The organism is Synechococcus sp. ATX 2A4 (assembly GCF_024346375.1).
Lineage (GTDB): Bacteria > Cyanobacteriota > Cyanobacteriia > PCC-6307 > Cyanobiaceae > MW101C3.
In genome coordinates, this window is sequence record NZ_JAGQCV010000001.1 from 368,328 (window position 1) to 392,714 (window position 24,387).

Annotated in this window: 22 protein-coding genes; 9 read left to right on the plus strand and 13 right to left on the minus strand. The window is 68.7% G+C overall.

Features of this window, described 5'->3' with window-relative positions; translation table 11 throughout:
- The first annotated feature begins 59 nt into the window (after positions 1-59).
- Entirely contained in the window at positions 60-332 is a 273-nt protein-coding gene (locus KBY97_RS01760; protein ID WP_255144973.1) for a glyceraldehyde 3-phosphate dehydrogenase NAD-binding domain-containing protein, read from the plus strand.
- Here KBY97_RS01760 and KBY97_RS01765 read toward each other — a convergent pair.
- The 7 genes from KBY97_RS01765 to lysA all read right to left on the minus strand — a co-directional run bounded on the left by KBY97_RS01765 (position 284) and on the right by lysA (position 7,078).
- Complete coding sequence (locus tag KBY97_RS01765) at positions 284-844, minus strand: hypothetical protein (RefSeq protein WP_255144919.1); 561 nt, start codon at positions 842-844, stop codon at positions 284-286. The genes KBY97_RS01760 and KBY97_RS01765 overlap by 49 nt on opposite strands.
- Complete coding sequence (locus KBY97_RS01770) at positions 841-1,881, minus strand: DUF952 domain-containing protein (protein WP_255144920.1); 1,041 nt, start codon at positions 1,879-1,881, stop codon at positions 841-843. The genes KBY97_RS01765 and KBY97_RS01770 overlap by 4 nt, the downstream gene beginning before the upstream one ends.
- Complete coding sequence (locus tag KBY97_RS01775) at positions 1,878-2,873, minus strand: rhodanese-related sulfurtransferase (protein ID WP_255144921.1); 996 nt, start codon at positions 2,871-2,873, stop codon at positions 1,878-1,880. Before KBY97_RS01775 ends, KBY97_RS01770 begins: the two co-directional genes overlap by 4 nt.
- Positions 2,874-2,892: 19 nt before the next feature.
- Complete coding sequence (gene bioB / locus KBY97_RS01780) at positions 2,893-3,912, minus strand: biotin synthase BioB (RefSeq protein ID WP_255144974.1); 1,020 nt, start codon at positions 3,910-3,912, stop codon at positions 2,893-2,895.
- Between the two features lie 125 nt (positions 3,913-4,037).
- The gene (locus tag KBY97_RS01785) at positions 4,038-4,832 is read right to left on the minus strand and encodes an isoprenyl transferase (RefSeq protein ID WP_255144922.1); all 795 of its coding nucleotides are present in this window, start codon (positions 4,830-4,832) and stop codon (positions 4,038-4,040) included.
- Positions 4,829-5,692, minus strand: a complete 864-nt coding sequence (gene cdaA / locus KBY97_RS01790) for a diadenylate cyclase CdaA (protein ID WP_255144923.1) — start codon at positions 5,690-5,692, stop codon at positions 4,829-4,831. The genes KBY97_RS01785 and cdaA overlap by 4 nt, the downstream gene beginning before the upstream one ends.
- A 24-nt stretch (positions 5,693-5,716) precedes the next feature.
- Positions 5,717-7,078 carry a diaminopimelate decarboxylase gene (gene lysA, locus KBY97_RS01795; protein ID WP_255144925.1) on the minus strand — a complete coding sequence of 454 codons (1,362 nt, stop codon included), beginning with the start codon at positions 7,076-7,078 and terminating at the stop codon, positions 5,717-5,719.
- A 35-nt stretch (positions 7,079-7,113) separates the two neighbouring features.
- On the opposite strand from lysA, the gene KBY97_RS01800 reads away from it, so the two are divergent.
- The 5 genes from KBY97_RS01800 (at position 7,114) to KBY97_RS01820 (ending at position 13,279) form a co-directional block, all read left to right on the plus strand.
- Complete coding sequence (locus KBY97_RS01800) at positions 7,114-7,638, plus strand: GNAT family N-acetyltransferase (protein WP_255144927.1); 525 nt, start codon at positions 7,114-7,116, stop codon at positions 7,636-7,638.
- A 186-nt stretch (positions 7,639-7,824) separates the two neighbouring features.
- Entirely contained in the window at positions 7,825-10,377 is a 2,553-nt protein-coding gene (locus KBY97_RS01805; protein ID WP_255144928.1) for an ATP-dependent Clp protease ATP-binding subunit, read from the plus strand.
- Positions 10,378-10,580: 203 nt separating this feature from the next.
- Positions 10,581-11,729 (plus strand): iron-containing alcohol dehydrogenase family protein, encoded by a 1,149-nt coding sequence (locus KBY97_RS01810; RefSeq protein WP_255144929.1) that lies wholly within the window; start codon positions 10,581-10,583, stop codon positions 11,727-11,729.
- The gene (locus KBY97_RS01815) at positions 11,726-12,613 is read left to right on the plus strand and encodes an alpha/beta fold hydrolase (protein ID WP_255144930.1); all 888 of its coding nucleotides are present in this window, start codon (positions 11,726-11,728) and stop codon (positions 12,611-12,613) included. The genes KBY97_RS01810 and KBY97_RS01815 overlap by 4 nt, the downstream gene beginning before the upstream one ends.
- Positions 12,614-12,637: 24 nt before the next feature.
- On the plus strand, positions 12,638-13,279 hold the full coding sequence (locus KBY97_RS01820) for a DUF2993 domain-containing protein (RefSeq protein ID WP_255144931.1): 642 nt from the start codon (positions 12,638-12,640) through the stop codon (positions 13,277-13,279).
- A gap of 100 nt (positions 13,280-13,379) precedes the next feature.
- On the opposite strand, the gene KBY97_RS01825 is transcribed toward KBY97_RS01820, so the two are convergent.
- The 3 genes from KBY97_RS01825 to KBY97_RS01835 are packed head-to-tail and all read right to left on the minus strand — an operon-like array spanning position 13,380 to position 16,288.
- Entirely contained in the window at positions 13,380-14,282 is a 903-nt protein-coding gene (locus tag KBY97_RS01825; RefSeq protein ID WP_255144932.1) for a phosphatidate cytidylyltransferase, read from the minus strand.
- Positions 14,279-14,911 carry a precorrin-6Y C5,15-methyltransferase subunit CbiT gene (cbiT, locus tag KBY97_RS01830; protein ID WP_255144933.1) on the minus strand — a complete coding sequence of 211 codons (633 nt, stop codon included), beginning with the start codon at positions 14,909-14,911 and terminating at the stop codon, positions 14,279-14,281. The genes KBY97_RS01825 and cbiT overlap by 4 nt, the downstream gene beginning before the upstream one ends.
- Positions 14,912-14,923: 12 nt before the next feature.
- Positions 14,924-16,288 carry an aminotransferase class I/II-fold pyridoxal phosphate-dependent enzyme gene (locus tag KBY97_RS01835; RefSeq protein ID WP_255144935.1) on the minus strand — a complete coding sequence of 455 codons (1,365 nt, stop codon included), beginning with the start codon at positions 16,286-16,288 and terminating at the stop codon, positions 14,924-14,926.
- A 218-nt stretch (positions 16,289-16,506) separates the two neighbouring features.
- Here KBY97_RS01835 and KBY97_RS01840 point away from each other — a divergent pair, with 218 nt between their 5' ends.
- The gene (locus tag KBY97_RS01840; protein ID WP_261356236.1) at positions 16,507-18,120 is read left to right on the plus strand and encodes an AarF/ABC1/UbiB kinase family protein; all 1,614 of its coding nucleotides are present in this window, start codon (positions 16,507-16,509) and stop codon (positions 18,118-18,120) included.
- 63 nt (positions 18,121-18,183) lie between these two features.
- Positions 18,184-18,639: a hypothetical protein gene (locus tag KBY97_RS01845; protein ID WP_255144936.1), complete on the plus strand. Its 456-nt coding sequence runs from the start codon at positions 18,184-18,186 to the stop codon at positions 18,637-18,639.
- A gap of 123 nt (positions 18,640-18,762) precedes the next feature.
- Here KBY97_RS01845 and KBY97_RS01850 read toward each other — a convergent pair whose 3' ends face one another.
- Together KBY97_RS01850 and KBY97_RS01855 are read right to left on the minus strand one after the other, a co-directional pair.
- A complete protein-coding gene (locus tag KBY97_RS01850) occupies positions 18,763-20,457 on the minus strand; it encodes a PhnD/SsuA/transferrin family substrate-binding protein (RefSeq protein ID WP_255144937.1) in 1,695 nt (564 codons plus the stop codon).
- Entirely contained in the window at positions 20,424-20,714 is a 291-nt protein-coding gene (locus tag KBY97_RS01855) for a hypothetical protein (protein ID WP_255144939.1), read from the minus strand. The genes KBY97_RS01850 and KBY97_RS01855 overlap by 34 nt, the downstream gene beginning before the upstream one ends.
- A 169-nt stretch (positions 20,715-20,883) precedes the next feature.
- On the opposite strand from KBY97_RS01855, the gene KBY97_RS01860 reads away from it, so the two are divergent.
- Complete coding sequence (locus KBY97_RS01860) at positions 20,884-23,820, plus strand: hypothetical protein (protein WP_255144941.1); 2,937 nt, start codon at positions 20,884-20,886, stop codon at positions 23,818-23,820.
- A gap of 4 nt (positions 23,821-23,824) precedes the next feature.
- Here KBY97_RS01860 and KBY97_RS01865 read toward each other — a convergent pair.
- Positions 23,825-24,387, minus strand: a 563-nt coding sequence (locus tag KBY97_RS01865) for a sigma-70 family RNA polymerase sigma factor (protein WP_255144943.1), incomplete at its 5' end; no start/stop codon positions are given.

A 24,387-nucleotide genomic window follows, 5' to 3' on the forward strand; every position in this document is an offset into this window, starting at 1 on the left:
TTGCAGCTTGAGAAGCACCTGCCTGCCAAAGCAAACGGGGCGAGATTCAGGCCATCGGCATCAACGGATTCGGACGAATCGGCAGGCATGTGTTTCGCCGCGGCTTCGAAGTCGAAGGCATTCCTGTGGTCGGCATCAACAATCCCCTGGAGATCGATGACATCGCCTACAGGCTCCACTACGACTCCACCGATGGACGCTGCTTGGGGCAGGTAGGGATCGACGGCAACGACCTGAACGTGAACAGCCCGTCGGTGATAACCAGTGATCACAACGCGTGGGGCTATTCCTGCAAAGGCCTCGATTTCATTGGCCCCATCGCCAGCCGCTGAGCCAAGCGGGAGGAGCGCCGCAGGCCTTCGCTGCAGCGGCCTGACATCAACAGGCCGGAGCCGCCCCACACCAGCCGCAGGGGCAGGTCGCCCACGCGGGCGGCCAGCTCCCGTTGCGGCGTGAAGCCAAGCCGGCGGAAATAACGCACCAGGCGGCGATGCTGGCGCTCCTCATCGCGGATCGCCAGCAGGCGTGCGCGCCGGCAGGGGGTGGCCTCCAGCGCCCAGGCGAATGTGGCCGCCCAGATCAGCGGGCCCACCGCCGGTGGTGCCTGCACCACGCGCATGGTGTCGAGCTGCAGGCCGGCGGCGGTGGGCAGGGCCCAGCCCTTGAGCTCACCGACCAGGGCGGGTGGGCCTTCCGGCCGGACGCAAGCCACCCCGACCCGCAGCGTCCATACCCCCAGGCGCCGGTCCACCTGCAACCGCAGCAGCAGGCCGTTGGCCGCCGCCCAGCGCTCCAGATCGCCCAGCGACGGCAGCGGGCCGAGAGCAGGCACTGCACTGCTCATGCCGCCTGCCGCGCTGCCGTGAGTGGCTCCGCCGCCACCACCGCGTCGAGGGCCAGGGGGCCGTGGATGTGGGGGAACAGCTCCGCGCTGCCGGCTGGGGACTCCAGCCGCAGGGGCACCGCGAGCCGGGCAGGGTCAATCGAGAGCAGCACCAGATCGGGGCCATCGGCGTAGAAGCGGGCCTGGGTAGCCGCCAGCTGATGGGCAAAGCAGGCATGGATGAAGCCCACCTGCTCCAGGCTGCGGCCACGGGTGGAGCGGCAGTACACACCGGCGCGGATGGCTTCCTGCCAGTCGGCCGCCAGGGCCAGGTGGTGGATCAGGCGCCCGGTGGGGAAGGGTTGGCCGGGAGCTTCAGCGCTCCAGGGCTGCTGCAGGGCCATCACCGCCGCCAACGGGGCGCTGGCGAGGAACCGGCCCAGCCAGGACTGCAACGCCGCCAGTCCAGGGAGGGCGTCGAAGGCAGCGGGATCCGCCAGCCGGAACTGGCGCACGAAGGGCAGCAGAGCGACATCGGCCAGCGACGGCCTGGCCCCCAGCAGCCAGGCATCCCCGTGGGCGGGCGCCGCCTGCTCTTGCCGCCGGTTCCAGTCGCCGAGCACCTGCAGGGCCGCTTCGCGATGGGCCAATGGGTCGGCGCCGGGATGGCGGCTGGCGTATTTGTAGCGATCGAGATGGTGCTTGAACACCTCGTCGTTGCAGCGGATCAAGGCGGCCAGCTCCCGCTGCGCCTCCGCCGCAGGCCCAACTGGTTCACCGGAGGGGGTGTTGTCACGGCGCAGCAGCCAGTCGTCGGGATCGTGCTGCCGCAGCGCCCAGGCCATGATCTCCAGGCTTTGCTCGATCACCGGGCCATCCGGCAGCACCAGCACCGGCACCGTGCCCTTGGGCGAGGCCTGCAGCAGCTCCGGCGGCTTGGCCGCCAGCCGCACCTCACGCAACTCCACCAGCAGGCCGGCCCGCTCGATCGCCAGCCGTGCCCGGATCGCGTAGGGGCAGCGGCGGAAGCTGTAGAGCACCGGGAGAGAGCCGCTCATGGGCACGGGGAGCCGCCCGCCCGCCCGCCAAGACCAGCAGGCTCAGCATCAGCCGCGCCGGCTCCGGCACCGATGTGCCGGCCCCCGCGGCTGGCGGCCAGCACACTTTGCCGCTGGCGTTCAGCGAAACGGGCCCGGTCGGCGTCGCTGAAGCGATTGCGGCAGTGCCGGCAGCTCACCCCCTGCAGATAACTGTCGAGCTGGCGATCCGCTGGCGAGAGCGGCAGACCACACGCGTGGCAGAGGCTGAAGCCTCCGGGCTCAAGCCGGTGGTTCAGTGCCACCCGTTGGTCGAATACATAACACTCGCCCTGCCAATGGCTCTGCTCGGGAGGCACCTCCTCCAGATAGCGCAGGATGCCCCCCTGCAGGTGATGCACCCCCTCAAAGCCCTGCTGACGCAGATAGGCGGTGGCCTTTTCGCAGCGGATTCCGCCTGTGCAGAACAGGGCCAGCCGCTCGGGGCGGCGGGCGGCCACCAGGGGGGCCAACTCCTGATCCACCCACTGGGGGAACTCCCGGAAGCTCTCCAGGCCCGGATCGATCGCTCCGGCAAAGCTGCCGAGCGCCACCTCATAGCTGTTGCGGGTGTCGATCACCAGCGTGGTGGGATCGGCGATCAGCTCCTGCCAGGCCTGGGGCGGCACGGGGGTGCCGGGCCTGGAGGCCGGCTCCGCTGCCGGCGGGGGCGTCAGCTGCACAGAAGCGCAGCCCATCGTGACGATCTCCCGTTTCAGCCGCACTTTGAGGCGATGGAAGGCCTGGTCCCCACTCCAGGAGGTTCTGGCCTCCAGATCGGCCAGGCCGCTCTGGCGCCGCAGCAGCTCCAGCAGGCCTTCCACGCCGGCGGCGCTGCCGCAGATGGTGCCGTTGACCCCTTCGTCCGCCACCAGGACCGTGCCCCGCAGCCCAGCCGCCAGGCCGGCCTGCAGCAGTTCCTGGCGCAGCGCAACGGGCTGGTGGATGGGGGTGAAGCGGTAGAAGGCCGCCACCCGGAACGGCAGCGCAGGCTCAGCCAGAAGTCACCGCCCGGCCGGGGGCCTGCTTGGATTCCCCAGTCGACGGCTCGGACTCCTCAGCCGACAGCTCGCTCCATTGAGCGCGTACACCGGCCGCCGCCAGCAGGGCCCGATCGGCGTCCACGTCGGGGTTGCCAGTGGTGAGCAGGGTGTCGCCGTAGAAGATCGAATCGGCCCCGGCCTGCAGGCAGAGAATCTGCGCCTCGCGGCTGAGCGCCGTGCGACCGGCGCTCAGCCGCACCCGGCTGTGGGGCATGAGGATCCGGGCGGTGGCCACCATGCGCACCAGGTCGAGCGGATCCAGCGGCGGCTGCTCTTCCAGCGGGGTGCCCTCCACCGCCACCAGAGCGTTGATCGGCACGCTCTCGGGATGGGGATCGAGGCTGGCGAGCACCTGCAGCAGACCGGCCCGGTCGTTGCTGGTTTCGCCCATGCCGATGATGCCGCCGCAGCAGAGGGTGATGCCGGCCCGGCGCACCCGCTCCAGCGTTTCCAGCCGCTCCTGGTAGGTGCGGGTGGTGATGATCCGGTGGTAGTGCTCCGGGCTGGTGTCGAGGTTGTGGTTGTAGGCGGTGAGGCCCGCCTCCGCCAGCCGCGCCGCCTGGGCGTCGGTGAGCATGCCAGCGGTGACACAGGCCTCCAGGCCCAGCTGCCGCACGCCGCGCACCATGGCGAGCATCGCTTCAAACGGTGCCCCCTCGCGGATCTCGCGCCAGGCCCAGCCCATGCAGAAGCGATCGGCACCGGCCTGCTTCGCCGCCCGCGCCCGGGCCAGCACCAGCTCCACATCGCGCTCCGGCTGGCCGGTCACATCGGCGCTGTGGTGCATCGACTGGGGGCAATAGGCGCAGTCCTCCTCGCAGCCGCCGGTTTTGACGCTCAGCAGCGAGGCCAGCTGCACGTGATAGCCGGGGTTGGCACGGCGGTGCACCTGCTGGGCGCGCCAGAGCAGCTCCAGCAAGGGGGCTTCCAGCAGCGCCTGAATCTCGTCCCGGCTCCAGTCGTGGCGAATCGGAACCGGCGTGGTTTCAAGCGCAGCGTCGGGCGCAGGTGCCTGTGGGGAGGCTTCTGCCGCACGGGCGGTGCCGCTGGAGAGGGTGGGAGAAGCGATCAAGGCGACTGGGGAGGGAGGAAGGATCAGGCGGACAGCGGAGCGACGCCACCGAAGCGCCGCTGGCGACTTTGATAATCGTTCAAGGCCCGCAACAGGGCGTCTTCGTTGAAATCGGGCCAGAGCACATCGGTGATGTGGATCTCGGCGTAGGCGAGCTGCCAGAGCAGGAAGTTGCTGATCCGGTATTCGCCGCTGGTGCGGATCAGCAGATCGGGATCCACCTCATCGGCGGTCTGCAGTTCAGCGGCAAAGGCCTGCTCGTCGATGTTGGCCGGATCCAGTTCGCCGCGGGCCACCTGATCGGCCAGCCGTCGCGCCGCCTGCACCAGCTCGCGGCGGCCGCCGTAGTTGGTGCAGACGTTGAAGTGAATGCCGCTGTTCTCGGCCGTGCGCCGCGTGGCGGAGGCGATCAACTCCTGCAGGCCGGGTGGCAGTTGCTCAAGGTCGCCGAGGAAGCGGATGCGCACCTGTTCGCGGTCAAGGGCCTCAAGCTCGCGGGCCAGCACCCGCTCGAACAGGGTCATCAGGAAGCTCACCTCCTCGCCAGGGCGGTTCCAGTTCTCGGTGGAGAAGGCATAGGCCGTGAGGGCGCCGATGCCCCAGTCGCTGCAGAGGCGGAGGGTGCGCTTGAGGGCTTCGACCCCCTCGCGGTGCCCCATCACCCGTGGCAAGTTGCGCTGGCGGGCCCAGCGGCCATTGCCATCCATGATCACGGCCACGTGGGCCGGCAAACGGGTGGGATCCAGCTCGGACGGCACGGCCCTCAAGGGCTGCGGATGCGCCTGGATCAGGGGAGTGGTCGCCGGGGAGCGACTCATGCGCGTGACTCTGGCGTGTCCTTCGACACGCTACGTCCCGTGGGCAGCGCCACCACCGTGCCGTGCCCGGACTTCGGCGTGGGCTTGGTGGTGGGCTGGGCCAAGGCGAGGCTGAGCAGCTCCCGCAGGCGGCTGCTGGTGATCGGCCGCTCCAGCCGGCCATGGCGCGCCAGCGAGAGGGTGCCCGTTTCCTCCGACACCACGATGCAGAGGCAGCGGTCGAAGCGCTCGGTGATGCCGAGGGCTGCCAGGTGGCGGGTGCCGTAGCGGGTGAGGCCCTGCCGGGACAGGGGCAGGATCACCCCCGCCGAAAGGATGCGGTTGCCCCGCACCAACAGGGCGCCGTCGTGCAGCGGCGTATCAGCTGCAAACAGGTTGAGGATCAGATCCACCGACAGCACGGCGTCGAGATCGATGCCGGGATTGAGAAAATCTTCCGGACGGAGATCACTACCGAGATCCACGAGCATCAGTGCACCACGGCGATGCTGCGACAAGCAGCCTGCGGCTTCGGTGAGCACCGCCACAGAACCGGACACCGCCGCATCCGCCGCCTGGCTGCCGAGCAGCACATCAAGCCGGCCGGTGCCGAGCAGCTCCATCAGGCGGCGCAGTTCGCCTTGCCAGAGGATCGCCAGCGCCAGGCTGCACCCGAGCACCACCGCTTCCAACAGACGCGTGGTGAGCGGCAACACGGCGATGCGCTGCACCACCCACACCAGCGCCACCAGGAACAACCAGCCCCGCAGCAGCCACAGCGTGCGGGGCTCGCGCACCCTTGCCAGCAGCAACACCCCCAAGGAGGAGGCCAGCACGACATCGAGAATCAGGCGCACGTCGAGGAGCTTCAGCCAGATCACCCGCAGCCCCCAGCCAATCTGGGCTCAGGGTACCGGCGTCAACCGCTCTGGCAGGACGTCGTAGCGCAGCAGCTCGTCCGGTCGCTCCCGCCGCTGCACCAGTTCGGCCCGTCCTCCCTGCACCAGAACGGCGGCAGGGCGGGGAATGCGGTTGTAGTTGGAGGCCATCGAAGCGTTGTAGGCCCCGGTGGCGAACACCACCAGCACGTCACCGGGGGCGGAGGCGGGCAGGGCCAGCTCCTTGAGCAGCACGTCGCCGGATTCGCAGTGCTTGCCAGCCAGGGTGACCGTTTCAGCGGCGGTGGCGTTGGGGCGATCGGCCAGCACGGCGGTGTAGGCCGACTGATAAGTGATCGGCCGCGGGTTGTCGCTCATCCCCCCATCCACAGATACATAGGTGCGCAGGCCGGGAATCTCCTTGCGGCTGCCGATCGTGTAGAGGGTGAGGCCGGCGGTGGCCACCAGGGAACGGCCCGGTTCGCAGAGCAGCCGCGGCAGCTCCAGATCCCGCTCCAGGCAGGCGGCCGCCACGGCCTGGGCCACGCCCTGCACCCACGCCTGGATCGTGGGGGGATCATCGCCAGCCACATAGCGGATCCCCAGACCCCCACCCACATTCAGATCGGTGCAGGGATGGCCGAGCGAGCGGGCCAGGGCCAGCGCATCGGCCATCACGCCCGCCAGGTCGCGGTGGGGCTGCAGCTCGAAGATCTGGGAGCCAATGTGGGCATGCAGGCCAGTCAGCCGCGCCCAGGGACACTCCGCTAGATGGCGCAGCACCTGCTCAAGTTGGTCGGGGTCGAAGCCGAATTTGCTGTCGAGGTGGCCGGTGCGGATGTACTCGTGGGTGTGGCACTCGATGCCGGGCGTGAACCGCAGCATCAGCGCTGCCGGCCGCTCCGCCGTGGCGATCGTGGCGAGCAGCTCCAGATCACGCCAGTTGTCGGCCACCACGGTGACCCCGTGCTCCACCGCCAGCGCCAGCTCCTCCAGCGATTTGTTGTTGCCGTGCAGCACGATCCGCTCCGGTGGCATGCCACCACCGAGTGCCGTGAGCAGTTCACCGGACGAGACGGCATCCAGGCCAAGGCCCTCGGAGGCCACCAGGGCCGTGATCGCCAGGCTGCTGTTGGCCTTGGAGGCGTAGAGCGCCAGCGAGCGGCCGGGATAGCAGGCATCGAGCGCCTCACGGTAGGCGCGGCAGCTGGCCCGAAGCGTGTCCTCGTCGAGCACATAGAGCGGTGTGCCATAAGTGCGAGCCAGGTCGCTCAGGCGGCAGCCCCCCACCACCAGGGCCCCATCGGGCGCGCAGGTGGTGCTGATCGGCGTCAGGTTGCGGTTCGGGCTGGCCGCCTCGATGGCACCGATCGCACTGGTGGGGGGCATCCTTGAAAGGGTCCGGGTCAGCGCCAATCGTAAGGATGTCTCCGGAAGCTGCTGTCGACGGCACAGAAGCAGACGCGCAAGCGCCGCCGCGAAGGCTGGGGCCGGCCGATCTGGAGGCCTGCCTCAGCCTCGACCGACTGGCGCTGGGCGGGCTGTGGGACCGGGAGCAGTGGCAGGCCGAACTGAAGACCACAGGCCGGCTCTGCCTCGGCCTCGATGGCCCAGGGGGGCTGGAGGCAATGGCCAGCGGCTGGCTGGTGGTCGATGAACTGCAGATCATGGTGGTGGCGGTGCATCCCGCCTGCCGCCAGCGTGGCCGGGGCCAGCGCCTGCTCAGGGCCCTGCTGCAGGAGGCCCGCCAACGGGAAGCGCAGCGGGCCACCCTGGAGGTGGCCGCTGGCAACACCGCCGCCCAGGCCCTGTATGCCGCCCTGGGATTTCGCACCCAGGGACGGCGTTGCCGTTACTACCGCACTGGAGAGGATGCTCTGATCCAATGCCTGGGGCTGGCGGGGATGGTTGGAACGCCGCCTGCACCGCTGGGTTTCAGCGTTGAATGACTGCTTGATGAGGTACGGATTGCCGCCCTTCGTTGATGTGAAAGCACCAACAGTTTTGGGCGGCAAGGTATGCACATCTGCTGGCGTGATCCTTGGTGCGGCAATGGATCTGGACATGTCCAGCCGAAGATCACAAACACCCTCTCAGCCCTGATAGGTTGGATGCACTTGCATCAGGTCCCGCCCATGTTCGAGCGGTTTACCGAGAAAGCCATCAAGGTGATCATGCTGGCCCAGGAAGAGGCCCGCAGGTTGGGTCACAACTTCGTGGGCACCGAGCAGATCCTGCTGGGCCTGATCGGCGAAGGCACCGGCGTGGCGGCCAAGGTCCTGAAATCCATGGGGGTCAACCTCAAGGACGCCCGCGTGGAGGTTGAAAAAATCATCGGCCGCGGCTCCGGCTTCGTGGCCGTGGAGATTCCCTTCACGCCCCGCGCCAAGCGGGTGCTTGAGCTTTCGCTTGAAGAAGCCCGCCAGTTGGGCCACAACTACATCGGCACCGAGCACCTGCTGCTCGGTCTGATCCGGGAGGGTGAAGGAGTCGCCGCCCGGGTGCTTGAAAACCTCGGCGTGGACCTCGCCAAGGTGCGCACCCAGGTGATCCGCATGCTTGGCGAAACCGCCGAGGTGGCTGCCGGCAGCGGCAGCAAGGGGTCCACCAAAACCCCCACCCTCGATGAATTCGGCAGCAACCTCACCCAGCTGGCCACCGAAGGCAAGCTGGATCCGGTGGTGGGCCGTCACAACGAAATCGACCGGGTGGTGCAGATCCTCGGCCGCCGCACCAAAAACAACCCGGTGCTGATCGGCGAACCCGGCGTGGGCAAAACCGCCATCGCCGAAGGGCTCGCCCAACGCATCATTCTCGGCGAAGTCCCCGACATCCTCGAGGACAAGCGCGTGCTCACGCTTGACATCGGCCTGCTGGTGGCAGGCACGAAGTACCGAGGTGAGTTTGAAGAGCGGCTCAAAAAGATCATGGAAGAGATCAGGAGCGCCGGCAACGTCATCCTTGTGATCGACGAAGTCCACACCCTGATCGGTGCCGGCGCTGCCGAGGGCGCGATCGATGCCGCCAACATCCTCAAACCTGCCCTCGCCCGTGGCGAGCTGCAGTGCATCGGCGCCACCACCCTGGACGAATACCGGAAGCACATCGAGCGCGATGCGGCCCTTGAGCGCCGCTTCCAGCCGGTGATGGTGGGCGAACCCACCGTGCTCGATACCATCGAGATCCTGCGCGGCCTGCGTGAGCGCTACGAACAGCATCACCGCCTGAAGATCAGCGATGAGGCTCTCGTGGCCGCCGCCACCTTGGGCGACCGCTACATCTCCGATCGTTTCCTGCCCGACAAGGCGATTGACCTCGTCGATGAAGCCGGCAGCCGCGTGCGCCTGCTCAACTCGAAGCTGCCGCCGGCTGCCAAGGAGCTCGACAAGCAACTGCGCTCGGTGCAGAAGCAGAAAGAAGATTCCGTCCGCGAGCAGGATTTCACCAAGGCGGGTGAACTGCGTGACAAGGAAGTGGAGCTGCGCGAGCAGATCCGCTCCATTCTTCAGGCCCGCCGCGACGAACAACCAGCTGCCTCTGAGGGCGGCGATGCTGCCGGCTCCGAAAACGCCGGCTCCATTGAGCTGCCCCTGGCCGGTGCCGGCGGCGACCGCAGCCCTGTGGTCACCGAGGAAGACATCGCCCAGATTGTGGCCTCCTGGACCGGCGTACCGGTGCAGAAGCTCACCGAAAGCGAATCGGTGAAGCTGCTCAACATGGAGGAGACCCTCCACCAGCGCCTGATCGGCCAGGACGAAGCCGTCAAGGCGGTGTCCAAGGCGATCCGCCGCGCCCGGGTGGGCCTCAAGAACCCCAACCGCCCGATCGCCAGCTTCATCTTCTCCGGCCCTACGGGCGTGGGCAAAACCGAGCTCACCAAGGCATTGGCGGCTTACTTCTTCGGCAGCGAGGAGTCGATGATCCGGCTCGACATGTCGGAGTTCATGGAGCGGCACACCGTCAGCAAGCTGATCGGCTCCCCTCCGGGCTATGTCGGCTTCAACGAAGGCGGCCAGCTCACCGAAGCGGTGCGGCGCCGGCCGTACACCGTGGTGCTCTTCGACGAAATCGAGAAGGCCCACCCCGATGTGTTCAACCTGTTGCTTCAGCTGCTGGAAGATGGCCGCCTCACCGACTCCAAAGGCCGTACGGTTGACTTCAAGAACACCCTGATCATCATGACCTCGAACATCGGTTCGAAGGTGATTGAGAAAGGCGGTGGTGGTCTGGGCTTCGAATTCTCCGGCGCCGCCGCTGAAGAAACCCAGTACAACCGCATCCGCTCGCTGGTGAACGAAGAGCTGAAGCAGTACTTCCGCCCTGAATTCCTCAACCGTCTCGATGAGATCATCGTCTTCCGTCAACTCACCCGCGACGAGGTGAAGGTGATCGCCGACATCATGTTGCGCGAAGTGTTCGGCAGGATGCAGGAGAAAGGCATCGGACTTTCTGTCACCGAAGCCTTCAAGGAGCGCCTGGTGGAAGAGGGCTACAACCCCAGTTACGGGGCTCGTCCGCTGCGCCGTGCCGTGATGCGCCTGCTGGAGGATTCGCTGGCCGAGGAATTCCTCTCCGGTCGCCTCAAGGATGGCGATACGGCGATCGTCGATGTCGACGACAACAAACAGGTGGTGATCCGCCACCAGGCGATCGTGCCCGAGCCCGAACTGGCTGCCGCCAGCGCCTGATCACCCGCGCTTAGGTCCTTTCATTCATCAGCGGGAGTTCATCGGACTCCCGCTTTTTTCTTACCTTGCCACCGCCATTAAAGGTGCTTTTGGCTAACATCCAAACGTTGCCGAATCTCTGGCCCCGTGCCACTGAACTGAGTGCAGCGGCAGGGGGCGGCGTCGCCGTTCTACGACCAAAAGCCGCCGACTAGATTGTGGGGATGAGCATCAGCTTGAGCGAACATCTGATCGCCCCTGCCCGCGTGGTGCGGGGTGAAGGCGCCTGGGAAGCCTGCCTGCCGGCCATCGGTGCCCTCTGCCGTCGCCCCCTGCTGCTGGGCCGCAGCTGCGCCACCGAAGCCCTGCGTGAAGGGCTGGCGGCGGACCTACGCCGGCTGGGGCTTGATCCCCTGGTCGCCCAGCTGCAGTTCGATTGCTGCGAAGAGGATCTGCGGCGGCTGCAGCAAGCCGTGATAGCGGCGAACGCTGAACCGATGGCGGCGGGCCCCATTGACGCGGTGCTGGCGGCCGGTGGCGGCAAGGTGATGGATGCGGGCAAGCTGTTGGCCGATCGGCTCGGCCTGCCCTGCATCACCGTGCCCACCAGCGCCGCCACCTGCGCGGGCTGGACCGCCCTGGCGAACCTCTATTCCCCCGCCGGAGCCTTCATTGGCGATGTGAGCCTTCAGCGGTCTCCCGCGTTGCTGGTGTTCGATCACCGCCTGATCCTGCAGGCGCCGCCCCGCACCCTGGCCAGCGGCCTCGCCGATGCCATGGCCAAGTGGTATGAGGCGGCGGTGAGCAGCGCCTACAGCACCGATGGCCTCGTGCACCAGGCGGTGCAGATGGCCCGGGTGCTCCGCGATCAGCTCCTGTTGGAGGGCCAGGAGGCCATGGCCCAGCCGGGCGGTGACGCCTGGGCGCGGGTGGCTGAGGCCTGCGGGCTGACCGCCGGCGTGATCGGCGGCCTGGGCGGCGCCCGCTGCCGCACCGTGGGCGCCCATGCGGTGCACAACGGTCTTACCCAGCTAGCGGCCAGCCATGGCCGCCTGCATGGCGAAAAGGTGGGGTTCGGCATCCTGGTGCAACTGCGCCTGGAGGAGCTGGTGGGCAGCAACCGCCTCGCGTCCCAGGCGCGGCGCCAGTTGCTGGGTTTCTTCCGCCAGTTGTCGCTGCCGGTCACCCTGGCGGAGCTGGGTCTAGCGGAGGCGCCGCTCAACGATCTGCAACGGGTGTGCAGCTTCGCCTGCCAGCCGGGATCGGATCTGCACAGGCTGCCGTTTGCCGTGAGCCCGGCTGATCTACTGGGCGCGCTGGTGAGCACCGATGCGGCCATCGAGCAGCCGGCCAACGCCGACGCCAACCGTTGAGCAGCCCACGGCCTGACGGCAGGGCGCTGGTGGAAGCCGCAGCCAGGAACCTGCTGGATCCGCAGGGGCGTCAGCTGGCGGCGGCGGTGCAGTGGTGGGATCTGCCGGGCTCGGCCGGGCCTTTCCCGGTGGCGGTACTGGGGAAGGGCCCGCCGGTACTGCTGCTGCACGGCTTCGACAGCAGTTTCCTGGAATTTCGGCGGCTCGCCCCCCTGCTGGCCAGCCGCGCCACGCTGCTGATTCCCGATCTGTTCGGCTTCGGCTTCACGCCGCGGCCCGCCGATGGCGATTTCAGCCCCAGCGGCGTGCTCACCCACCTCGATGCCCTGCTCGCAGAAGCCGCAGCACGGCTTGGCCCCCAACCGCTCGGCCTGATCGGGGCCTCGATGGGCGGAGCGGTGGCGGTGGAACTGAGCCGGCGCCAACCCACCCACATCCACAGGTTGTTGCTGCTGGCCCCCGCCGGCCTCACCGGCCGGCCCATGCCCCTGCCGCCGCTGCTCGACGCCCTCGGCGTGCGTTTCCTCGGCCTGCCAAGCGTGCGCCGCAGCCTCTGCCGCACGGCCTTCGCCGACCCCGCCGCCAGCGTGGGGCCGGCGGAAGAGGAGATCGCCTCCCTGCACCTGGCCACACCGGGCTGGGCCGATTCTCTGCGTCGTTTCGCCCGCAGCGGTGGCTTCGCCGGCTGCGGCGAACCGCTGCCCAGCCAGCCGCTGGAGGTGCTCTGGGGCGCCGACGACCGCATCCTGCGGGCCCCGCAGAAAAAAGCCGCGCTGGCGTTGCTGGGGGAGCGGGTGCAGGAGCTGGCTGAGTGCGGTCACCTGCCCCACCTCGACCAGAGCGAACGGGTGGCTGCCGCCTGGTTCACGCCCGGCCTCTGTTAGAGAAGCCATCCCCCTGCCGGCACCATGACCAGCTCCGACTCCCAACCCCCCAGCGGACCGGTGCTGCAGCTGCTCGCCACCGGTCTGCAGTTCTGGATCCGCAGCCAATGCGAGGCGGTGGAAAGCCTGGAGCTGCAGCTGCACGGCAGTGCTCTGCAACTGCTGCGGGGCCAGCTGGAGGGGGTGACGCTGATGGCGCGGCGGGTGGTCTACGACGGACTGCAGTTCGAACTGGTGGAACTGCGCAGTGATCCGCTGCAGCTGAAGCTGGGGCGGCTGGTGCGCGCCCAGTCGCTCACCCTCGACCACCCCTTCGGCATTCGCGGACGGGTGGCCTTTACCGCCGCCGGGCTCACCCGCTCGCTGAACAAGCCGCGCTGGCGTGAGCTCAGCGATCTGCTGGGGGAGCAACTGCTGGGGCTCGGGCCGCTGGTGGAGCTACGCATCGCCCGCGACACCTTGATCCTGGCGGCACGGGCGATGGGAGAGAACCGCCTGATGGAGCTCGAAACCAGGCCCGTGGCCGTGGATGGGCGGGTGGAGATCCATGCCGTGGATAGCGAGTTGCGGGCCAGCCTGCCGATGGACCCGAACATCCGTATCACCACCGCCAACCTTGAGGGCGGCATGCTTCAACTGCAGGGAGAAGCCCGCGTGCAGCCCTGAAGCCGCAGCGGGCAGGCGGCGCAGCCTGGCTCAAGGCACACGCTCAAGGCATCGGTTGTGGGTGAGGCTGCCGCTCAGGGCCGCGGCTCAGGACAACCGGTCAGGGCAGCGGTGCCGGGCGGTTGAGCAGGGGCACCACCAGGGTCACGTAATAGAAGACCACCGCCGGGGTGAACAGATAGCTGTCGATGCGATCGAGGATGCCGCCGTGGCCGGGGATCGCATCGCCGGAATCCTTCACCCCCGCATCCCGCTTCATCATCGATTCGGTGAGATCACCGACGAGCGCGAACAGCGACACGATCGCGCCGAGCCCGCCGCCCACGGCCCAGCCCCAGGGCCAGCCCAGCCAAAGCCCGCCGATCACTCCCACCAGCAACGAGCAGACCACCCCACCCAATGCCCCTTCCACGGTCTTGCCGGGGGAGATCGGCGAGAGCGGATGCCGGCCCAGGCGCCGACCTATCACGTAGGAGCCGATGTCGGTGGCCACCACCATCAGGCAGGCGATCAAGGTGAGCGCCATGCCCGAGGAGAACGGCCAGCCGGCGCCCACCAGATGGGGCGCCAGCACGGCATCGCTGAGATCACGCAGCCGCAGCCAGTGACTGGGAAGGAAGCCGAGGTAGAAGAGCCCGAAGATCGACGCGGCAATGTCGGCGATCGTGCCCGTGATCGGCTGCAGCAGCAGCCAGCCGCAGATGGCCGCCCCCGACACCGGCAGCACCGCCGCCGCCAGATCTGACGCCAGCCCGCCGCCGCTGGCCCACTGGGTGGCCACCAGCAGCACCTGGCAGACCACCAGTGTGGTTTTGGTGGCAGGGCGGATGCCCTTGAACTGAGCCAGGCGGAAGAACTCCAGCAGGCCCAGGTGCACGATCACGCCCACCGCCAGGGTGAACCACCAGCCGCCGAGTGCCACCACCACCAGGCCGAACGCGCCCGCAGCGAGTCCGCTGAGCAGGCGCCGCTTCGAGGTGGGAGGACGGGACGACGCGTTCACCCGAGACGCTCGGCGGCGATCACGAACAGCGGCTCGGCCGCCGCCAGCCGCGCCTGGCTGCCACGGCGCTGCATGCGGTGCACCGTGGCCTGTACCACCTGCACATCGCGCGCCTTCAGCTGGCTGAGCGTGTCGGTGGCATCCACCAGGCCCTCCAGGCTGGTGGTGCTGATCACCAGGCGCCCTCCCGGCTGCAGCGCCGTCCAGACGGCCTGGAGCACGGCGGCCAGCGGCCGGCCCACCTCCAGCAGCACCCGGTCGGGGTGGGGGGGCAGCAGGCCGAGGTCCTGGGGAGCCTGGCCGGCATGGATGTGGAGGTTGGGGATGCCGAAGCGACGCCGGTTGCACTCCAGCAACTCAATCGCCTCCGGATCGCGCTCCAGGGTGTGCACCTCACCGGCGGGCATCAGGCGGGCAATCTCCAGCGCCAGGGCGCCCGTGCCACCGCCCACATCCCACACCACCGAGTGGGTGCGGGGGCGCAGATGGGCCAGCAGCATCACGCGCAGCTCCATCGGCGTGGGGCTGAAGCCTGGCGCCCCTTCGAACACGCTGTCGGGAAGGCCGGGGGTGACGAAATCCCACTGGAAGCCAGCACCCGCGGCATGCTCCTGCTCCCCAGCGCCCATTCGCAGCGCCCTTCAGGCCACAACGTTCACGCTATCAGCGATCTGGTCGGGCCACAGGAGACGCTGCCGGCCCAGCCACTCCGCCCTGGCGGCATCGATGCGCTCGCCGGGAATCAGCAGGGGGATGCCGGGCGGATAGGGGCACAACGGTTCAGCCGCCAGACGACCGGCCGCCGCCGCCAGCGGCACCGCCTGCCGGGGCGCGCGCCAGGCGTCCCCCACCGGCAGTTCGGGTTCGGCCACCAGGGGCAGCGGCGGCGGCGTGAAGGGCCGCAGCGGCGCCCCCCCGAGTGCCGCCCGCAGGGCGAGCAGGTGGCGGGACAAGCGCCACACCACGGCCGGCGGCGGCACCAGACCGAGGCAGAAGGTGAGCGCGCCAGGTTCGGGCAACTCGGCGATCACCCCACGGGCCATCAACCAGTGGTCAGCGTCGAGCCCATTGATCCCCATGGCGGCGGTGTGGAGCACCAGCCGCAACGGATCCTGGTTGGCCACCAGCGGCAGGGCCGCCGCCTGCAGCCTCTGGCGCAGCCGCGCCGCCGCCGCCAGCGCCCGCTGGCGGCAACGGCGCTCAGCCGGGCTGGGCGCGTGGAGCTGGCGCAGGGCCGCCTCCGCCGAAGCCAGCAGCAGGGCGCTGGGGCTGGAGGTCTGCAGCCAGCCCAGGGAGCGCTCCAGCGCCAGGGCAGACACCCGCTCGCCCTGCAGCAGGATCACGGCGCTCTGGGCCAGGCCGGCCGCACCCTTGTGCAACGACTGCACCACCAGGTCGGCGCCGGCGGCCAGGGCAGCGGCGCGATCAGCGCCGTGGCATTCATCCACCAGCACCGGCAGCCCCTGGCGGTGGGCCACGGCGACCAGACCGGCCAGATCCCCCTCCAGCCCCTGGTAGGTGGGGTGCACCAGCACCACCGCCGCCAGGGGGCCCGCCTGCCGCAAGATCCGCTCCAGGCCGGCCGGCGTGGGGGCCTGCCAGAGGCCGGTGGCGGCCTCGAAGGGCAGATCAAACAGCACCGGCTGCAGCTGGCCGAGCACGCAGCCGTGCAGCAGGCTGCGGTGCAGGTTGCGGGGCAGCAACACCCGACCGCCCGGCGGAGCCAACGCCAGCAGGGCGGCCTGCAGCAGTCCACTGGCGCCGTTGACGCCGAACCAGCAGCGCGCGGCGCCACAGAGCGCGGCGCTGCGGGCCTGGGCGACGGCCACCGCCCCCTCCGCTTCAAGCGGACCGCCGATGGCCGGTAGCTCGGGCAGGTCCCAGCGGCCGGGGCGGTCGCGCAACAGGCGCGCCAGATCGGGGGCCAGTCCACGGCCGCGCCCATGGGCCGGCAGGTGCAGCGCCAGGGCGGAGGCCTGCCCGCGCAGGGCAGCGATCAGTGTCATGAAGGGCTGAAAACTGTTCCTAGAGTGGGCGGTCGACACCCCCCTGCCGCGCAGGAGCACCGGCCATCACTTCCACTTCGCTCGCTCCCGCCACCGCTGCGGCCCCAATCGGCACCGCTGCGCCAGCGGCCAACGGGGCCACCACCTCCGCCGTTCCCGGCCGTCCGCAGGACCCCGGGCCGCCGCTCCGTTACGACCCCAGGAGCGACCGCCGCTGGCTGCTGAGCAGGCCGTGGATCCTGATCGCGCGGCTGGTGGGGGTGCTGTGGCAACTGCTGGGTCTGGCGGTGGTGCTCACGGTGCAAGGCAACAGCAACGACCGGGAGGTGCAGCAGCGGCTCGGCCACCGCATCCTCACCACGCTCACCTCGCTTGGTCCCTGCTTCATCAAAGTGGGGCAGGCCCTCTCCACCCGGCCCGACCTGGTGCGACGCGACTGGCTCGATCAACTGAGCCAGCTGCAGGACAACCTGCCCCCCTTCTCCCATGCGGTGGCCCTGGCCCTGATCGAGGAGGAGCTGGGAGCTCCAGCCGACCAGCTGTTCACCACGTTTCCGTCCTACCCGGTGGCCGCCGCCAGCCTGGGCCAGGTTTATAAGGCCGAACTCCCGGACGGGCACTGGGTGGCCGTGAAGGTGCAACGCCCGAATCTCGCCTATCAGCTGCGCCGCGACCTGGTGATCATCCGCAGCCTTGGCGTGCTGGCGGCCCCGTTCCTGCCGCTGAACCTGGGCTTCGGCCTCGGCGACATCATCGATGAATTCGGCCGCAGCCTGTTCGAGGAGATCGACTACCGCTGCGAGGCCGACAACGCCGAGCGTTTCGCTGATCTGTTCGCCTCCAATCCAGCCGTGACGGTGCCAAAGGTGGAGCGGCAGCTCTCCAGCCGGCGCGTACTCACCACCAGCTGGATCAACGGCATCAAGCTGCAGAACCGGCTGGAACTGGAAGCCCACCACCTCGATCCCACCGCCCTGATCCGCACCGGCGTCACGGCGGGGTTGCAGCAACTGCTCGAATTCGGCTATTTCCACGCCGATCCCCATCCCGGCAACCTGTTCGCGCTCACCGGCAAAACCGGAGCCATGGGCCATGTGGCCTATGTCGACTTCGGCATGATGGATTCGATCAGCGACGCCGACCGGCTCACGCTCACCGCCGCCGTGGTGCACCTGATCAACCGCGATTTCCTGGCGCTGGCCCGCGATTTCCAGGCCCTCGGCTTCCTGCGGCCTGATGCCGACCTCACGCCAATCGTGCCGGCCCTGGAAGCGGTGCTTGGCGGCCAGCTGGGCGAAAACGTGGGCTCCTTCAACTTCAAGGCGATCACCGATCGCTTCTCGGAACTGATGTTCGATTACCCGTTCCGGGTGCCGGCCCGCTTCGCCCTGATCATCCGCGCGGTGGTCAGCCAGGAGGGTCTGGCGCTGCGGCTGAACCCCGACTTCAAGATCATCCGCGTGGCCTATCCCTATGTGGCGAGGCGCCTGCTGGCCGGCGACACCAGCGAATTGCGCGAAAAGCTGCTGGAGGTGCTGTTCGATGCCAGTGGCCGCCTGCAGCTGGAGCGGCTGGAAAGCCTGCTGGCGGTGGTGGAGCAGGACGACGCCAACCCCAACCTGCTGCCGGTGGCCGGCGCCGGTCTGCGCCTGCTGCTCGGCCCGCGGGGCAGCAGCCTGCGCCAGCGCCTGCTGCTGATGCTGGTGCGGGACAACCGCCTGCACACGGAGGATCTTCAGGCGCTGCTGCGGCTGCTGCGGCGCACTTTCTCCCCACGCAAGCTGGCGGAGGGCATGCTGCAACGGTTCAACCCGCTGGCGGCAGCCGCGTGAGCATGGGGCGGGGAGGCGCGGGCCAATCGCTAGGGTCGGGCCATCTGCCGCTGGCCCGTTGCTGTGACCCTCGCGCCCATTGATCCGAGCGAAGCGGCGCTGGCCCTGGGCAGCGACCTGGAGGCCCAGGACCTTCTGCTCCAATACGCCGCCTACGGCCAGCCGCCCTTTTTCCTGGCGGGGGTGGGGCTGGCGGTCAGCATCCTTTGCGGGCTCACCTTCTCGCGCCAGGTGCAGGACAAGCTGGAGGGCTGGAAGCAGGACCGGCTGGCGCTGCTGCCGCTGGGCTCCGGTGAGGTGGTGGCCTCCTACAGCGGGCTGGTGATCGGCGTCACCTTGTTCATCGGCGGGGCCCTGCAGGTGTTCGGCTTCGGCAGCGGCATCGCCCTGCTGGTGGCGCTGCTGCTCTCCCTGCTCACCGCTGGAGCGCTCTGGGTCCAGCTGGTGCGATTGATGGAGCAGGTGGAAGACGGCAGCTTCAAGGCCGTCGATTTTGACAACTTCGATCAGTTTTTCTGATCGGATCTGGCGACTGTGGAGCCGATAACGGGAGCGGGATCCGTGATCAGGGGTCCGGATCGGGCAGCTCAGTGGCTTGGGCCGTTCCTGGGTGCCCGACCCAACAAGAACCCGCTGGCCAGATCAGTTGAGCAGCTCGATCTGGTTGGGGTGCAGGATCGGGTGAGGTCCGCGCCCGGCCGTGGCGGGCAGCAACACCTGCAGGTGCCTGCCTTTGAGCTCGGAGAGCGCTTCCACCGTCACCAGCTGCTGGAGCAGGGAGCGTTCGATGCGGAGGGCCATCGGCCGGCGGCTGATGCTGGTGGCCTTGAGCAACACGTTCGTGCCCGCCATCGTCACGTCATCGATCCAGAGGTCGTGGGCCACGATCGTGAGCCCCGGCGGGCAGGCGATCGACAGCACACTCCCATCCAACTTCAGGCAAGCGCTGATGGCACGCACTTCCGCCACCAGGCGCTGCATGGGGCCGTAATCCGGAATCACGCCCGGGCCGTAGTTGGCCTGATCGCGCCTGCGCACCGCCACGGGCAGGTCCATCAGCAGCTGGCCCAGAACCCGCCGGTCGCCGTCGTCGAGCCTGGGCGAGAGGGCCACGACCGAAGCCGGCAGGGGGAGGCCACGGGCGATCACCCGGAATCCCTCCTCAGCGCGGCCGGGGCTGAACTCATCAGCGGGCTGCCCCTGCTCGAAGCTGCGGGCCGCCACACCCACATCGGCCTTGCCTTCGCGTACCAGATCAAAGATTTCAGCCACCTCGAGATTGGGGAGCAGGGTCACGCGCCGGCCCTTCAGCAACGACATCGGCACGAAGTACTTGGTGGCGGAGTAGTAATCGCCCAGGGCCACGGTCGATTCGGGCTGGAGGTCCGAGAGCGATCGGATGGGGCTGTCCTTACGCGTGAACATCACACCGGTGTACCCCTGGCTATCTGGGAACATCACGCCGATCGGCCGATAGCCGTACTCCAGCGTCGACATCGAAACGATCGGAGAATAAGCAAGGGCCACATCCCAGTGGAGCCGCTTCAGCTCCGCCACCGCCTTGGGGTAGCTGGCTGCATTGGTGAGAATCACATCGATGCGCCGGCCGCGCAGATGATCGATCAGGCTGTAAGGCTTGAGCCGCCGTTCCAGTTCCGTTTCCAGGGAGCGGTAGCCATCAAGGCGCTGATGGGGGGTGCCGATCACCAGGCGCTCGGCGCGGATTCTCGGGGATCGGTAGTAATCGACCAGCACCGCCGTAAGCCCGGCTGCGCCCAGCAGCGCCACCCAGAAGCGCTTCGCGCCAGGGGACTTGAAGGTCACCAGTCGCCTGAACCTCTCGATCGGGCCCGGCGCGATCTGACGGCTGATCGCCTGCACCTTGGCCAGGCCATCCTTCGCCGCATCCTTCGCCGCAGGCCGCTCAGCCTCAGCCGCGCTGCTGACAGCCTGCAGCAGGATCTCCATGCTTTCGATCAGGCCGAGCGCGGATTGCGGGCTCTGGAACAGGGGGTCATCGCCCTGGTCGTGGGCGATGCGATTGCGCAGGTCACGCAGGCTGTCGATGCGCCAGCGGTTTCGGGCCCTGAAGGTGTTGCAGAACAGCAGATTCCAGTAATAGGAATCCACCAGCAACTTCAACAGCAGCGCGGCATCCAGGGTGGGTCCCTCCTGGCCATAGGGAGGGGCGAGCACCATCCGCCGCACCTTCGGGTGCTGATGCCAGGTGCTGCCGAACTGACGCGCCAGGCTGCCTGCCACGAACGGACGCAGACCATCGCGGGTGGCATCGAGGGCAGCGCTCAGCGGCGCTTTGTAAACAGAGCCCGAAGCCACCCGATCCCGCCAGGGCCGCTGCACTGTACGGAGACCTGCCGGGACGCCACCGCTGCCTGCGCGGGAGCGGTGGCAGCGGCACAACCGACGGAAACCGGCACGTTTGTGTCCTCCCACAGCTGCTCAAGCAGGTGATCAAGAGCCTCGCCCCGGTGGGGCATCCCCCAGGCACGGGTGAGCGCGTCGAGGCGCTCCAGGTTGCGCCTGGCCAGCCGCAGCCGAATGCCGACGGCAGGAGAAGGAAGGGGGGAGGTCATGAACCTGAAGCAGGCGGTCACAGCAGGATTCCCATTCGCAACAGCATTGGCCCCCACCTCCAGCCTGCCCACTGAAGCCAGCCTGGCGGTGCCACCCCACCGGAATCGCCACAGCACAGGACACCCCGGGACGGCAGGGTTAGAAACCACAGCAGTCGCCGGTTTCATCGTGAGCGTTCTGCTCCTCCTGCTGGCGATCGTGCTGATCGGGCTGTGGCTGCACAGCAACTCGCTGCAGCGGGGCCAGCTGAAAACGTTGGAACGCCGGCTCCGGCAGCTGGAAGCCCGGTTGGGCGTCCTGCCACCAACCCCAGCGGGGCGGCCTGGGAGCGAGCGGCACGAGGCGGACACCAGCACGCCGGTTCTGCCGGCGGCGGTGGCAGTGGAGGCAGCCCCAGTCAGCCCCGAATCCCCAGCCGCTTCCCCACCCCAGCCGCTCCTCCCACCGCGCACGCCGTCGCGCCTGCCACCGACCACGGCCCCGCGAACGGTGCCACCCCGCCCAGGGCCCAGAACGCCCGGGAAGCTGGAGCGGCTGTTGGTCGAGAACTGGACCGGGATCCTCGGCGTGGTGGTGGTGGTGGCCGGTGTCACCTTCATCGTGGTGAATGTGGGCCTGCAGCTGGGGGGCTTCGAGCGCTTCTTGATCGCCGTGGCCATGGCCGCCGCGCTGGCGGCTCCGTCGCTGCTGCTCGGCCGCCCCAGCCCCTGGCGCGAACTGAGCCTGTGGATGCGCAGCGGCGGTGGCGCCTTGCTGCTGTTCGCCTGCGCCGCCTCCGGCTCCCTGCCGGAGCTGGGGCTGCGCTGGATTGAGGCACCCGGGCCGGCCGTGCTGCTGCTGGCGGTGGGCATGGCCGTGAATCTGGCGCTGGCACGGGTGGCCCCCAGCCAGTCGGTGGCTTCCCTGCACGTGGTGGTGAACCTGGTGCCGCTGCTGATCGCCAGCCAGAACCCGTTCAGCCTCGCCCTTGCCACGCTGGTCACGGTGGCGGGGCTGGCGGTGACGTTGCCCCAGCGGCGAGAGCACCATCAGCTGGTGGTTACCTGGGCCTATGCCGCCTTTCAGCTCTGGTGGCTCCCCGCCAGCGGGGCGCTGCTGGCGGCCGCAGACCCGGAGCGCAGCTTCGCCCTGATCGGCGCCCTGGTGGTGTTCGGCGGTGGGGCGCTGTGGCAGCACCATCCACGCGGCAGAACACCGGAGCTGCGCCCCTTGCCCCTGCTGCTGCTGCTCAGCCGCTGGGGCGGCGTGGGTCTGGCTCTGCTGGTGACGCCAAGCCAGCCGGCCACGCGGATCATCGGCCTGGCCCTGGCTGCGACCCTCGCCTACGGCCTGGGCAAGGGGGCCGGCCAGGCGAGGGTGCGCTGGCTGCGCCGCTGCGATCTGCTGGTGGCCCAGATTCTGGCGATGGCGGCGGTGCTGAGCCTGCAGCCGCTGGTGGTGAATGGGCCGCTGCTGGTGGCCTGCCTCTGGCTGGAGACGGTGCTGTTCCTGGGCCTGGCCGTGAGCGAAAACGATGCGGTGCTGCGGCGCATGGGCTGGGCGGCCGTGAATCTGGTGGCCGTGGCCCTGGTGTTCACCGGGCTGATCACCGCCGCCATCGATGCTCTGACCACCTCACCGACAGCACTGGAGCAGGGCCAGAACGCCGCCGTGCTGATCGGTGCCGGCCTGCTGGCGGCCTTGCTGCAGCTGCTGCTGCAGCGCCGCGCCGTGTCGCTTCCCTGGCCAGCGGCCTTGGGTTGGATCAGCGGCTTGCTGGTGGCGGTGGGTACCTCGATCAGTGCACCCGCTCCCTGGCGCGAAACCCTGGCGCTGGTGGTGATGGGAGCCCTGCTGCTGCTCGCCCGCCGGCAACGGCCGCCTGGCCTGCTCGGCGGCTGCGGGCTGGCGATCCTGATGGCGCATCTGATCAGCTGGCCCCTGCTGCTGCTAAGGGCCCCCTGGTCGCTGGCTCCCCTGCTGAGCCAGCTTCTACCCCTCGCGGCGCTCTCGATGCTGCTGGCAGGTGCGGGGGGCAGGCCGGCGCTTCGGGCCACCGGCCTGCATCTGTTCGGAGTCACCGCCGCCCTGGGGGGGGTTCTGGCCCTGGCGCCGATCTCGGAGCTGTTGCCCGGGGTCGCCTGGTTGGCCCTGGCTGCGCTGGCTCTGGAGCTCGCCCGCCGCCAACCGCGCGCCGCCGCGCTTCAGCTGTTGGTGATGGCGTTCGGCTATCTGGCGCTGTTCCTCACGGCCTACCTGCTGGTGATCCTGCCCAGCCCAGAGCTGATCGACCTGGGCAGCTGGAGCCCCAGCGCCCGCCTGCCGATTCAGCTGTTCGCTCTGGCGGTCGCGCTGCGGGGCTGGTTCCTGCGCCCTGGCGCGGGCCTGGCGGCGCTGCCGCTCTGGCGGGGCGTGCAACCGTTGGCACTGGAAGCGGTCGTGCTGGTTTCGGTGCTGGCCGTCTCGGTGGAGGTCGGCCCGCTGTGGCGGCCGGTGGCCTGGTCACTGTTGGCGGTGCTGCTGGTGATCCCGAAGCTGCAGCGCCTGTTTGCGCCGCGGCTGGCTGTGTACGCGGTGCTGGTGTACTGGCGCGGCATCCTCGGCCTGCTGGCGATGCTGGAAACATTGACACCGGCGCCTGAGCGCTTGCTGGGGCAGCCGCAGGCCGTGGGGGTGCTGGCGATCGCCCTGGAGGTGCTCTTCATCCTGCTGGCGCACAAGACACTGGAGGCTCCATTACGGGCGGCCTCGCAGGGGTTGCCGTTGCTGAGCTGGATCGCCAGGCGCGTCGCCGCCGCGCCCAACCGCTGGCTGTATGACCCGATGTTCGTGGCCGTGGCCTGGAGCCTGGCGTTCCGCTACGACCGGGCCCTGCTCACCCTGCTGTGGGCCCTGCTGGCGTTCGTGATCTACCTGCTGAGCGCCGTGCTGCGCGATCAGCAGTTCCGCTGGTTGGCCCTGCTGGGGCTGGGGGCCTGCCTGGTGCGGCTGGTGGCCGTTGACATGGCCCAGGCGGATCTGGGGCTGCGGGGCGTGGTGTTCATTGGGGTGGGGCTGCTGATGCTGGCGATGAATGCCATCTACAACCGCTTCCGGGCCCGCTTTGATTCAGGCCGACGAGGGTGAGCGTTCAGGCCACCAGGTAGCCCTCCAGGCGCCGGGAGTGGGAGCGGATGCCGTCAAGGGCGCGGCGTTCAAGATTGCGGGTCTTGTCGCGGCTCATGCCGAGGGAGCGGGCGATACCGGTGAGGCTCATCGGTTCTTCGCCATCAAGCCCGAAGCGCATCTTCAGCACATCGCGCTGCAGCTCCGGCAGTTGCTCCAGCAGTGCCAGCATGTCCCCCCGCAGGCATTCGCTGTCCACGCTCTCCTCCGGCAGCGTGCCATCCCCCTGCAGCAGGTCCAGCAGTTCCGTGTCTTCCCCGTCGCCCACCTTCGTTTCCAGGCTCACCGGCTGCCGCGCCCGGCACAGCAGGTCCTTCACCTCCTCCTCCGGCAACTCCACTGCCACCGCCAGCTCACTCAGCGTGGGCGTACGACCCAGCTCCTGGCTTAACTCTCGCTGACCCTTCTTCAGTTTGTTCAGCGTTTCGGTGATATGGATCGGCAGACGGATCGTGCGGCTCTTCTCCGCAATCGCCCGCGTGATCCCCTGCCGAATCCACCAGTACGCATACGTTGAAAACTTGTAGC

Coding starts and splice junctions, on each gene's coding strand:
- KBY97_RS01800 (WP_255144927.1), top strand. CDS start 7,114: ATGTCTCCGGAAGCTGCTGTCGACGGCACAGAAGCAGACGCGCAAGCG.
- KBY97_RS01765 (WP_255144919.1), bottom strand. CDS start 844: ATGAGCAGTGCAGTGCCTGCTCTCGGCCCGCTGCCGTCGCTGGGCGAT.
- KBY97_RS01820 (WP_255144931.1), top strand. CDS start 12,638: ATGACCAGCTCCGACTCCCAACCCCCCAGCGGACCGGTGCTGCAGCTG.
- KBY97_RS01855 (WP_255144939.1), bottom strand. CDS start 20,714: ATGACCTCCCCCCTTCCTTCTCCTGCCGTCGGCATTCGGCTGCGGCTG.
- KBY97_RS01805 (WP_255144928.1), top strand. CDS start 7,825: ATGTTCGAGCGGTTTACCGAGAAAGCCATCAAGGTGATCATGCTGGCC.
- lysA (WP_255144925.1), bottom strand. CDS start 7,078: ATGCCCCCCACCAGTGCGATCGGTGCCATCGAGGCGGCCAGCCCGAAC.
- KBY97_RS01810 (WP_255144929.1), top strand. CDS start 10,581: ATGAGCATCAGCTTGAGCGAACATCTGATCGCCCCTGCCCGCGTGGTG.
- KBY97_RS01835 (WP_255144935.1), bottom strand. CDS start 16,288: ATGACACTGATCGCTGCCCTGCGCGGGCAGGCCTCCGCCCTGGCGCTG.
- KBY97_RS01785 (WP_255144922.1), bottom strand. CDS start 4,832: ATGAGTCGCTCCCCGGCGACCACTCCCCTGATCCAGGCGCATCCGCAG.
- cbiT (WP_255144933.1), bottom strand. CDS start 14,911: ATGGGCGCTGGGGAGCAGGAGCATGCCGCGGGTGCTGGCTTCCAGTGG.
- KBY97_RS01770 (WP_255144920.1), bottom strand. CDS start 1,881: ATGAGCGGCTCTCTCCCGGTGCTCTACAGCTTCCGCCGCTGCCCCTAC.